The following is an 11,903-nucleotide window of genomic DNA, read 5'->3' on the forward strand; positions in this document are numbered from 1 at the left end:
TTCTGTCAGTCACGTACGCAAGTACGCTCCTTCCTTCAAGCACTTCTAGTCCTCGATCTTCTTGTTGCTCTTTGTCAAAGGAATGAAATCCTTCTTGTTAAAAAGAATCGGTGATTCTTTCAAAACTAAATCATATCATCATACTCAAACTCAAGAAATTTAGGATAAGCCCTCGACCGATTAGTATCAGTCCGCTCCATGTGTCGCCACACTTCCACTTCTGACCTATCAACCTCATCATCTCTAAGGGGTCTTACTGGCTTACGCCATGGGAAATCTCATCTTGAGGGGGGCTTCATGCTTAGATGCTTTCAGCACTTATCCCGTCCATACGTAGCTACCCAGCGATGCTCCTGGCGGAACAACTGGTACACCAGCGGTATGTCCATCCCGGTCCTCTCGTACTAAGGACAGCTCCTCTCAAATTTCCTACGCCCGCGACGGATAGGGACCGAACTGTCTCACGACGTTCTGAACCCAGCTCGCGTGCCGCTTTAATGGGCGAACAGCCCAACCCTTGGGACCTACTTCAGCCCCAGGATGCGACGAGCCGACATCGAGGTGCCAAACCTCCCCGTCGATGTGGACTCTTGGGGGAGATAAGCCTGTTATCCCCAGGGTAGCTTTTATCCGTTGAGCGACGGCCCTTCCATACGGCACCGCCGGATCACTAAGCCCGACTTTCGTCCCTGCTCGACTTGTAGGTCTCGCAGTCAAGCTCCCTTATGCCTTTGCACTCTACGAATGATTTCCAACCATTCTGAGGGAACCTTTGGGCGCCTCCGTTACTGTTTAGGAGGCGACCGCCCCAGTCAAACTGCCCACCTGACAATGTCCCTGACCCGGATCACGGGTCGAGGTTAGAATGTCAGCACCATCAGGGTAGTATCCCACCGACGCCTCCACCGAAGCTAGCGCTCCGGCTTCCAAGGCTCCTACCTATCCTGTACAAATGGTACCAACACTCACTATCAAGCTACAGTAAAGCTCCATGGGGTCTTTCCGTCCTGTCGCGGGTAACCTGCATCTTCACAGGTACTATAATTTCACCGGGTCTCTCGTTGAGACAGTATCCAAGTCGTTGCACCATTCGTGCGGGTCGGAACTTACCCGACAAGGAATTTCGCTACCTTAGGACCGTTATAGTTACGGCCGCCGTTTACTGGGGCTTCAATTCAGAGCTTCTCCCTTACGGGATAACCCCTCCTCTTAACCTTCCAGCACCGGGCAGGTGTCAGCCCCTATACTTCGCCTTACGGCTTCGCAGAGACCTGTGTTTTTGCTAAACAGTCGCTTGGATCTATTCACTGCGGCTCTCTCGGGCTTTAACACCCTAATAGAGCACCCCTTCTCCCGAAGTTACGGGGTCATTTTGCCGAGTTCCTTAACGAGAGTTCTCCCGAGCGTCTTAGAATTCTCTTCTCGCCTACCTGTGTCGGTTTGCGGTACGGGCACCTGTATTCTAACTAGAGGCTTTTCTCGGCAGCGGAGGATCAGGGATTTCGGACCCTTGGGTCCTTCACGGTCACAGCTCAGCCTTCACGGAACACGGATTTGCCTATGTTCCAGCCTTGCATGCTTCGACGCGCACAGCCAGCGGCGCGCTCACCCTACCTTTCTGCGTCCCCCCATCGTTCAAACAAATACGAGGTGGTACAGGAATATCAACCTGTTGTCCATCGCCTACGCCTTTCGGCCTCGGCTTAGGTCCCGACTAACCCTGAGCGGACGAGCCTTCCTCAGGAAACCTTGGGCTTTCGACGGAGGGGATTCTCACCCCTCTTTTCGCTACTCATACCGGCATTCTCACTTCCAAGCACTCCACTAGTCCTCACGATCTAGCTTCACAGTCCTTGGAACGCTCCCCTACCCAATCCCTACTGGGATTGCCATAGCTTCGGTGATACGTTTAGCCCCGGTACATTTTCGGCGCAGAGTCACTCGACCAGTGAGCTATTACGCACTCTTTCAATGATGGCTGCTTCTAAGCCAACATCCTGGTTGTCTAAGCAACTCCACATCCTTTTCCACTTAACGTATACTTGGGGACCTTAGCTGATGGTCTGGGCTGTTTCCCTCTTGACTACGGATCTTAGCACTCGCAGTCTGACTCCCGAGTTAAAGTTTTTGGCATTCGGAGTTTGACTGAATTCGGTAATCCTGTGGGGACCCCTCGTCCAATCAGTGCTCTACCTCCAAAACTCATCACTCGAGGCTAGCCCTAAAGCTATTTCGGGGAGAACCAGCTATTTCCGAGTTCGATTGGCATTTCACCCCTACCCACACCTCATCCCCGCATTTTTCAACATGCGTGGGTTCGGGCCTCCAGTCGGTGTTACCCGACCTTCACCCTGGACATGGGTAGATCACCCGGTTTCGGGTCTACGACAACGTACTTACTCGCCCTATTCAGACTCGCTTTCGCTACGGCTCCGCCTCATCAGCTTAACCTTGCACGTTATCGTAACTCGCCGGTTCATTCTACAAAAGGCACGCCATCACCCGTTAACGGGCTCTGACTAGTTGTAGGCACACGGTTTCAGGATCTCTTTCACTCCCCTTCCGGGGTGCTTTTCACCTTTCCCTCACGGTACTGGTTCACTATCGGTCACTAGGGAGTATTTAGCCTTGGGAGATGGTCCTCCCGGATTCCGACGGGGTTTCACGTGTCCCGCCGTACTCAGGATCCACTCTGGAGGAAACGAAGTTTCAGCTACAGGGCTGTTACCTTCTTCGGCTTGTCTTTCCAGACAATTCACCTACTCCGTTTCTTTGTAACTCCGTATAGAGTGTCCTACAACCCCAAGAGGCAAGCCTCTTGGTTTGGGCTGATTCCGTTTCGCTCGCCGCTACTCAGGAAATCGCATTTGCTTTCTCTTCCTCCGGGTACTTAGATGTTTCAGTTCCCCGGGTCTGCCTCACCCTGCCCTATGTGTTCAGGCAGGAGTACCATCCCATTACGGATGGTGGGTTCCCCCATTCGGAAATCTCCGGATCAAAGCTTACTTACAGCTCCCCGAAGCATATCGCTGTTCGTCGCGTCCTTCATCGGCTCCTAGTGCCAAGGCATTCACCGTGCGCCCTTTCTAACTTATCCATTGTTGCTTCAACGAAGCAATTGGTTAACCTAAAAGGTTATGAATTCTTGACGTCTCGTTCAAACAGTTGTAACACCGATGAACAAAACTAATTTGAGTTGATTGATTATGATTTAGTTTTCAAAGAACCATGCCTACAGGATGTAGGTACCAGGCGTTGCCACAGGACGTGGCGTTCTTAGCGTGGTATCCATTACCTTCGCATTTTCAATTGGAAGAAGAATTCTTCCAAAACTGAACAAAAGATCCAAAGCGCTATATGACCCGAGGTCATACATCGACTAGAGTAAAAACTCCATAGAAAGGAGGTGATCCAGCCGCACCTTCCGATACGGCTACCTTGTTACGACTTCACCCCAATCATTTGTCCCACCTTAGGCGGCTGGCTCCAAAAGGTTACCTCACCGACTTCGGGTGTTACAAACTCTCGTGGTGTGACGGGCGGTGTGTACAAGACCCGGGAACGTATTCACCGCGGCATGCTGATCCGCGATTACTAGCAATTCCGGCTTCATGTAGGCGAGTTGCAGCCTACAATCCGAACTGAGAATGGCTTTATGGGATTGGCTCCACCTCGCGGTTTCGCTGCCCTTTGTACCATCCATTGTAGCACGTGTGTAGCCCAGGTCATAAGGGGCATGATGATTTGACGTCGTCCCCACCTTCCTCCGGTTTGTCACCGGCAGTCACCTTAGAGTGCCCAACTAAATGCTGGCAACTAAGATCAAGGGTTGCGCTCGTTGCGGGACTTAACCCAACATCTCACGACACGAGCTGACGACAACCATGCACCACCTGTCACTTTGCCCCCGAAGGGGAAGCTCTGTCTCCAGAGTGGTCAAAGGATGTCAAGACCTGGTAAGGTTCTTCGCGTTGCTTCGAATTAAACCACATGCTCCACTGCTTGTGCGGGTCCCCGTCAATTCCTTTGAGTTTCAGCCTTGCGGCCGTACTCCCCAGGCGGAGTGCTTAATGTGTTTACTTCGGCACTACGGGCATCGAAACCCCTAACACCTAGCACTCATCGTTTACGGCGTGGACTACCAGGGTATCTAATCCTGTTTGCTCCCCACGCTTTCGCGCCTCAGCGTCAGTTACAGACCAGAGAGTCGCCTTCGCCACTGGTGTTCCTCCACATATCTACGCATTTCACCGCTACACGTGGAATTCCACTCTCCTCTTCTGCACTCAAGCTTCCCAGTTTCCAATGGCCGCTCGGGGTTGAGCCCCGAGATTTCACATCAGACTTAAGAAGCCGCCTGCGCGCGCTTTACGCCCAATAATTCCGGACAACGCTTGCCACCTACGTATTACCGCGGCTGCTGGCACGTAGTTAGCCGTGGCTTTCTGGTGAGGTACCGTCAAGGTACCGGTAGTTACCCCGGTACTTGTTCTTCCCTCACAACAGAGCTTTACGACCCGAAGGCCTTCCTCACTCACGCGGCGTTGCTCCGTCAGACTTTCGTCCATTGCGGAAGATTCCCTACTGCTGCCTCCCGTAGGAGTCTGGGCCGTGTCTCAGTCCCAGTGTGGCCGATCACCCTCTCAGGTCGGCTACGCATCGTCGCCTTGGTAAGCCGTTACCTTACCAACTAGCTAATGCGCCGCAGGCCCATCCCTTAGTGACAGCTAGACGCCGTCTTTCAAAAGAGAATCAGGTGATTCTCTTTATTATCCCGTATTAGCTCCGGTTTCCCGGAGTTATCCCAGTCTAAGGGGCAGGTTACCTACGTGTTACTCACCCGTCCGCCGCTAACGTCCGGGAGCAAGCTCCCTTCTGTCCGCTCGACTTGCATGTATTAGGCACGCCGCCAGCGTTCGTCCTGAGCCAGGATCAAACTCTCCGTTAAAAGTGTTTGACTTGCTCATTTGCACAATTTAAAGCTGTGTCTAACTTCATTGACGAGATACCTTGTATCTCTTTTTACGCTTGGCTTTTGTTCAGTTTTCAAAGAACTCGTTTGCGCCTCAATCTCTCTTGGCGACTCTTAGTACTTTACACGACCGCAAGCGAAAAGTCAAATCTTTTTTTGAAAAAGTTTTTTTGTTTTTTCTAGAAGATATTGGTTTCTCTAACGCGGTATTGACTACTATATCATCAATAATCTACAAAATCAACTACATTTGGTTATTTTTTTTCATGACATGATTCAACTGAATAACGTATTCTTTTTGATCACACGGTAAAGCAACGCGTTTATATAAATTCAGGACAATTTCATATTTCTCAACCATTAACTGTTTAACAACCCGATCAATTCGATCATCCGTTAAATCAAGAAGCAATTCTTCTAGTTCTCTTTTTAATATGTACTCAAGTTCCTTTGTTTCTTTCTCTGAAATCAGTAATCCTCTCATGGCGTTCCTCCTATCACTCTAATACCTAATAAAATAGTCTTTTCAAACCGTAGCAATTTTATTCATAATTTTTTTTTGACAGACATATCTTTTCTATAAGAGGACGAGTTTAAAGGAGCGAATGCAGTGAAAGGTATTTGGGTCATTAACTTAACGAAGTGGAAGCCGGTTTTGTTTATTTGCGTAGCGGCTTTATTTGTAGCAAGTTGGCTAGTTATACAGCGGGATTATGTTCCTGTGTTTTCAACACCAGATGGCCCTCAAGCATTTTATAAAGCGGAGGATAGTGACCAAAAGGTCGCTCTTACTTTCAATATCAGTTGGGGGGAGCATAATGTTTCACCAATCGTAGACATTCTTGAGCAGGAGAATGTTGAGCATGCAACCTTCTTTCTGTTAGCGTCTTGGGCAGAGACGTATCCAAATTTAGTGAAAGAAATTGCCGATGCAGGTTACACCATCGGTAGCCATGGCTATCAATATAAGAATTATACGTCGTTAAACGAGGATCAAGTGGTTCAAGATATGAGAAGAAGTAAACAAGTACTGGAAGAAATAACAGGAGAAGTTCCAACCTTATTACGACCACCGAATGGGGCATTTTCAAAACAAACGTTGCAACTTGCAGAAGAACAAAATCTTGATATTATTCATTGGAGCATTAATTCTTACGACTATGAAAATCCAGGTACAGAAGCGATTATTAAAAACAGTACCGATCAAACCGGTTCAGGAGATGTGTTATTGTTCCATGCGTCTGATACGGTAAAACAAACAGCTGCCGCTTTGCCAAACGTGTTGAAAGAGTTAAAACGGGAAGGCTTCAAATTTTCAAGCATCGAAGAGTTAATGTCGAACACAGATGCTGATAACACCGAAGTAGAATAGAAATTATAAAACCTGATCTGTAAAAAGATCAGGTTTTTTTATGTAGCCGATGCAAGAGAAGCAGTTGATACGTGTTCCCTACCAATAGAGGTGTAAGGTATAAAATAAGCCAATTGGGATCATCTGCAACGATAGCCGGTATCCATTCAATCGTTGTAATGACAAACATAAAGAATAGCGCAGGTACAAACGCTCCTTTATTCGTTTCTCTTGCTTTAATTGTTGCAATGATAACTGCATAAAGAAAAAGAGCCGTCGGGATAATAAAATACCCCCAGAAAGAATTGTTTTCGCCAAACGCGATATAGCGAAAATAAACTAAGTCAAAAAAGACGAACGCAATCAGTATCCACTGGATGCGGTTCCATAATTTATGCGATCGAGACAAACCAAGACCAAAACGATGTATAAATAAATATGCAAAAAAGCCCATTTGCGATACAAGTGTAAATGCAGCACTAATGCCAAGCATCCAAACAAGTCCAATCAAAAAATTCTCAGCACCATCACCGAGATACCGGTCTAGATTCGTCAAAACGCCAACAATCCCGCCGGATAAACTTCCAAGAAGCAACGTCGACCAAAATATAAAAACAACTTTCCTGCTGTTCACGAGCAAATCCCCCATTTTTAGAATCCACTATTAATTGTAGCAACCTTAGTAAAGAAACACCAGCTTGTTTATGCATATTTTCTTAAGCACGGCAAACACTAAAAGCAAATTCAAGACAGAAAGGATTCCACATTATGCGTATGAAGAACTATACGTTTGCCATAATCATATCTATATCCTTCCTATTCGTTACGCTAAGTGGCTGTGCCCAAACAGAAGCACAACAGAACACCGATTACGAAGGTACGAAAAAAATGGTAATTGATCTATTGAAAACAGACGAAGGAAAAAAAGCGTTACACGAGTTAATTGCAGAAGAAGATATGCGAGAAGAAATCGTCATGGATAGTGCTTTCGTTAAAGAAACCATTCAAGACACATTAACATCTGATGAAGGCAAAAAGTATTGGCAAGAAGTCATGAAAGACCCTGAATTTGCAAAAGCTTTTGCAGAAAGTATGCAAGGGGAAAATGAGAAAATCCTTAAATCATTAATGAAAGACCCTGACTATCAACAAATGATGATGGATATACTCAAAGATCCACAAATGGGTGAGCAAGCGTTGGAACTAATGAAATCAAAAGAATACCGCGAACAAATTATGGGGATTATGAGTGAAGCGTTAGAGAGTCCTTATTTTGCAGCGAAAATGGCAGGTCTAATGAATGAAGCCATTGAGAAGCAGAGTAAAGACTCAGAAGATAATTCAAACGAATAAGAGACTGAACCCCCTCGGGCTCAGTCTCTTATTTTTTATCGTTCTACCTTAAAAGCAATGGCTTGGGCTAGTTCTTGATAAATTTCGCCGATTGGGTGATCTTCTCCATAGATAGATGGAGCAAAATCGTTTTCATCAACGACAGGTTGTCCTAATGGAATTTGCGCTAATAGGTCTGTCTTCAGCTCTTCCGCTAATCGAGGACCGCCACCTTGACCAAATACATATTCTTTTTCCCCTGTTGTTTGGCTCTCGAAATATGCCATATTCTCAACAACACCAAGCATTTCATGGTTTGTTTTAATCGCCATCGCCCCTGCACGTGCAGCAACAAATGCAGCGGTAGCGTGAGGAGTTGTGACAAGAAGCTCTTTTGAATCAGGCAACATGGAGTGCAGATCAAGGGCTACGTCACCAGTGCCAGGTGGTAAATCTAAGACAAGGTAATCGAGCTCGCCCCATTCGCATTCGGAGAAAAATTGGTTGATCATCTTTCCGAGCATTGGCCCTCTCCATATGACAGGTGCATTGTCTTCAACAAAGAAGCCCATTGAAATCACTTTTACCCCAAATCGTTCAACAGGATAAATGCGTTTATCAACGACTTTCGGTCGTTCTTCAATGCCCATCATATCCGGTACACTAAATCCATAAATATCCGCGTCAATGATGCCGACTTTCTTTCCAATACGCGCTAATGCAACTGCTGTGTTTACCGTTACAGTCGATTTTCCAACTCCACCTTTTCCACTTGCTACAGTTATAAAGGTGGTTTTACTATCTGGCGCAAGTAATGCAGGGCCTTTAAAAGGCTCTTCTTTTGCTCCACCTAGTGATTGAATTTCTTCATCTGTTAATGTATCAAAACGCAGACCTACCGAAGCAGCACCTTCGCTTTTTAAAACATTTACAATTTCTTGTTGTACTTGCATTTGTTCAGACGTTCCTGTACGTGCCAAAGCTATTTTTAAGCTTAGATTTCCGTTTTTATTTTTTATTTCACGCACGCCACCTGTATCCACTATGCTTTTATCTAAATCCCGGTCTTTTACCCGTTTTAGCGCTTCCAATATTTCTTGATCCGTCATTCCTCTGCACCATCCTTTGAAACAAACACGTAATTCCTTTTAGTATAGCATAGATAAAATAAAGAAAGAACTAGAGCGCATTGCACTCTAGTTCCACTTGTTTTACTTATTTATTTGTATCTTATTCTCGTCGCCAGCTTTTACTGACCCTGTTCTTACTTGAACCGTTTCACCTTCTGCTAAGTTAGTGAAAACAATTGGTGTAACAGTAGATTTTGCGTTTTCTGAGATATAGGCTACATCAAATTCAACTAACTTATCTCCAAGATGAACGGATTGTCCTTCTTCAACGTATACCGTAAAGCCTTCTCCACCTAACTTCACTGTATCAATTCCAATATGGATCAACACTTCTCGGCCAGTTACAGAGGTAATCCCAATCGCATGTTTTGTAGGAAAGACCGTTGTAATTTTTCCTTCTACTGGGGAGACCACCGTTCCGTCCGTTGGTTCAATCGCGAAGCCATCGCCCATCATTTTCTCAGCAAACACTTGGTCTGGTACCTCATTAATTGAAAGGAGTCTTCCTGTCATTGGTGAAGCTATGTGTGATTCCTGCTCTTGCTGTAACGCTTCTGGCTGAGCCTCTTCTACTTGCTTGTTCACTTCATCTTCAGGCTTTCTTTCAACCGTTCGAGGCGTTTTACCAGACATAATGTCTTGCATTTGTCCTTTTATCGTCTCAGAGCGTGGTCCAAAGATGGCTTGAATGTTATCTCCTACTTCAAGTACACCTGCGGCACCAAGGTTTTTTAGTTCTTTCTTATCGACTGCTTTAATGTCGTTAACAGACACACGTAATCGTGTAATACAGGCATCTAAATGAGCAATATTCTCTTTTCCACCCATTGCTGTTAAAATGTGACCAGCTAAAGCACCTTTGTCTTTTGCTTTTTCATTTGTTGCTTCTTCCACTTCACGTCCTGGTGTTTTTAAATTGAACTTTACAATAGCAAAGCGGAATACAGTGTAGTAAATAACGGCAAAAATGAGACCAACAATAATGGTTATCCACCAACCGTCTTGATTTGGCAATATCCCAAATAAGAAGAAGTCAATAGCCCCTCCAGAGAATGTGTACCCTATGTTAACGCTAAAGTACGTCATAATAACAAACGATATCCCATCTAGAAAAGCATGAATGACAAATAATACAGGCGCTACAAAAAGGAACATAAATTCAAGTGGTTCTGTAATTCCTGTTAAAAAAGAAGTCAGTGCTGCGGATACCATTAATCCAGCAACAATTTTCTTTTTCTCCGGTTTTGCTGCGTGGTACATGGCTAGTGCTGCTGCAGGCAAACCGAACATCATAATTGGGTATTCCCCTGCCATAAAATTACCAGCAGTAATTTCAACGCCATCACGGAGCTGCGCAAAGAAAATGAGCTGATCGCCTCGAACAATCTCTCCTGCTGCATTTGTGTATTGTCCAAATTCAAACCAAAACGGCGCATGGAAAATATGGTGCAAACCAAACGGAATAAGGAGACGTTTAATAAAGCCAAAGAAAAAAACTGCAAAGTATTGCCCTGTTTCCAATAAGAAAACCGATACTTCATTTAAGCCCGTCTGGATTGGCGGCCAAACGATTAATAACAGTAAGGCTACAATAAATGTCATAGCACCTGTGACAATCGGCACAAACCGCTTACCTGCGAAGAATCCAAGAAATGCCGGCATTTCAATATCATGAAAACGGTTGTAACAAACGGCGGCAATAATTCCGACTAAGATTCCTCCAAACACACCTGTTTGTAAGGTAGGGATTCCTAAGACGTGTGCAAGACCAGGATCACCTGCCACCATCTCAGATGTAACACCGAGCCATTCTCCCATTACCGTATTCATGACAAGATATCCGACTAGCGCTGCAAGTGCTGCTGCACCATCCCCAGCTAAGCCAATCGCGACCCCAACCGCAAAGATTAATGCAAGGTTATCAAAAATAATCCCACCGGCTGCTTCCATAACCCCTGCAGTATGTTGAATCCACTCTGCTCCTAAAAACGGTAAGTACGAAATAGTATCTTCAGTTTGTAAAGCAAAACCAATACCTAGTAGTAAACCAGCTACTGGTAGCATAGCCACTGGCAACATTAAAGCTTTCCCGATTTTTTGCAGGTTCCCAAAAAGTTTTTTGAACATGTCTCTCCCAACTTTCATTATAGTGAAGCAAACGAAAACGGTTTTATGTGAGCAAACAAAAAAGGCATGAGGAAAAATAGACTATCCCTAGTATGGACAGTACACATTTACCTCATGCCTGATCGAATCAGTCACACGACTATTTATATTTATGTTGAACTCGTTGTAAGTGCATTGTTAAATAAACCGCTTCTGCATCAAAAACAGGCTTCCCTAAGGAGTGCTGCATAATTTTGATGAGCTTCCAAGACAGATTATAGCATAGCGGATACTCTTGTTTCAAGAGGGTATCAATGGCTTTTGCCTCTTCCACTTCTTCGTTATTTTCAACCCGTTCAATCGTAAACCGAAGATGGCGAACAAGCCGCATATAATCAATGCTTTCTTTATCCAAAACAATATCAAGTTGCTCTTCTATAATGCCCAGCAGTTTTGAAACAAGCTGCGAATGAGCGTTTACCGTTCCAAGATCTTTGTTTTTAACAGCGCTATGGATATGCAGGGCGATAAATCCAGCTTCTTCCGGTTGCATCTTCATATGTAACCGTTCCTCGATTAAATGAAGCACTTCTACTGCAATCGCATACTCATTTGGATAAAGCAATTTTGTTTCTGTTAAAAAAGGGTTGCTAATGTGCAGTCCAGCCGCCGTTCTGGATTGTGCAAATGAAAGGTGATCCATTAGACCAACATGAATATGCTCGTTTAAAGGAGCTCCTAACCGTTTTGAAATGAGTTCAATTGCTTCTATCGTTACATCGAGTAAAGACTTTTCTACATTCGGTAAAAGGGTCAAATAGCTTCTTTGTTCTTTTTCATTTTTAAGAACAAATACTTTTTCTGCTTCCGTACTTGGAACGGTGCTATCCTTTTTCCTATTAAAGCCGATGCCTTTTCCAATTAGTATGACTTCTTCTTCATCTATAATCGCTATAAGAACATTATTATTTAACACCTTTTTTACACGATAAGCTTCCATTACATATCATCA

Annotated in this window: 7 protein-coding genes and 2 rRNA genes; 2 read left to right on the forward strand and 7 right to left on the reverse strand. The window is 45.0% G+C overall.

Annotated features, from left to right (window positions below):
* Positions 1-160: 160 nt before the first annotated feature.
* The 3 genes from BK583_RS19940 to BK583_RS19950 form a co-directional block, all read right to left on the reverse strand.
* Positions 161-3,097, reverse strand: a 23S ribosomal RNA gene (locus tag BK583_RS19940).
* A gap of 302 nt (positions 3,098-3,399) precedes the next feature.
* Positions 3,400-4,948, reverse strand: a 16S ribosomal RNA gene (locus tag BK583_RS19945).
* Together the 16S and 23S rRNA genes form the textbook arrangement of a ribosomal RNA operon.
* 268 nt (positions 4,949-5,216) lie before the next feature.
* Entirely contained in the window at positions 5,217-5,456 is a 240-nt protein-coding gene (locus BK583_RS19950; RefSeq protein ID WP_055736654.1) for a hypothetical protein, read from the reverse strand.
* A gap of 126 nt (positions 5,457-5,582) precedes the next feature.
* On the opposite strand from BK583_RS19950, the gene pdaB reads away from it, so the two are divergent.
* Positions 5,583-6,344 (forward strand): polysaccharide deacetylase family sporulation protein PdaB, encoded by a 762-nt coding sequence (pdaB, locus tag BK583_RS19955; protein ID WP_055736653.1) that lies wholly within the window; start codon positions 5,583-5,585, stop codon positions 6,342-6,344.
* A gap of 28 nt (positions 6,345-6,372) precedes the next feature.
* Here pdaB and BK583_RS19960 read toward each other — a convergent pair whose 3' ends face one another.
* Positions 6,373-6,957: a KinB-signaling pathway activation protein gene (locus BK583_RS19960; protein WP_055736652.1), complete on the reverse strand. Its 585-nt coding sequence runs from the start codon at positions 6,955-6,957 to the stop codon at positions 6,373-6,375.
* Positions 6,958-7,091: 134 nt separating this feature from the next.
* Here BK583_RS19960 and gerD point away from each other — a divergent pair, with 134 nt between their 5' ends.
* Positions 7,092-7,676: a spore germination lipoprotein GerD gene (gene gerD / locus BK583_RS19965; RefSeq protein WP_078440277.1), complete on the forward strand. Its 585-nt coding sequence runs from the start codon at positions 7,092-7,094 to the stop codon at positions 7,674-7,676.
* A 35-nt stretch (positions 7,677-7,711) separates the two neighbouring features.
* Here the strand turns inward: gerD and salA are convergent, their stop codons facing one another.
* From salA to glcT, 3 genes are all read right to left on the reverse strand, one after another.
* Positions 7,712-8,764, reverse strand: a complete 1,053-nt coding sequence (salA, locus tag BK583_RS19970) for an iron-sulfur carrier protein/transcriptional regulator SalA (RefSeq protein ID WP_055736651.1) — start codon at positions 8,762-8,764, stop codon at positions 7,712-7,714.
* 102 nt (positions 8,765-8,866) lie between these two features.
* The gene (gene ptsG / locus BK583_RS19975; RefSeq protein ID WP_055736650.1) at positions 8,867-10,912 is read right to left on the reverse strand and encodes a glucose-specific PTS transporter subunit IIBC; all 2,046 of its coding nucleotides are present in this window, start codon (positions 10,910-10,912) and stop codon (positions 8,867-8,869) included.
* Between the two features lie 139 nt (positions 10,913-11,051).
* Complete coding sequence (glcT, locus tag BK583_RS19980) at positions 11,052-11,891, reverse strand: glucose PTS transporter transcription antiterminator GlcT (protein WP_055736649.1); 840 nt, start codon at positions 11,889-11,891, stop codon at positions 11,052-11,054.
* Between the last annotated feature and the right edge of the window lie 12 nt (positions 11,892-11,903).

Source organism: Shouchella oshimensis, from assembly GCF_002019765.1.
Classification (GTDB): Bacteria; Bacillota; Bacilli; order Bacillales; family Bacillaceae_D; genus Shouchella; species Shouchella oshimensis.

What these genes read in the sequence shown, in the direction of transcription:
- ptsG (WP_055736650.1), bottom strand. Translation starts at nt 10,912, where the DNA reads ATGTTCAAAAAACTTTTTGGGAACCTGCAAAAAATCGGGAAAGCTTTA.
- gerD (WP_078440277.1), top strand. Translation starts at nt 7,092, where the DNA reads ATGCGTATGAAGAACTATACGTTTGCCATAATCATATCTATATCCTTC.
- glcT (WP_055736649.1), bottom strand. Translation starts at nt 11,891, where the DNA reads ATGGAAGCTTATCGTGTAAAAAAGGTGTTAAATAATAATGTTCTTATA.
- salA (WP_055736651.1), bottom strand. Translation starts at nt 8,764, where the DNA reads ATGACGGATCAAGAAATATTGGAAGCGCTAAAACGGGTAAAAGACCGG.
- BK583_RS19950 (WP_055736654.1), bottom strand. Translation starts at nt 5,456, where the DNA reads ATGAGAGGATTACTGATTTCAGAGAAAGAAACAAAGGAACTTGAGTAC.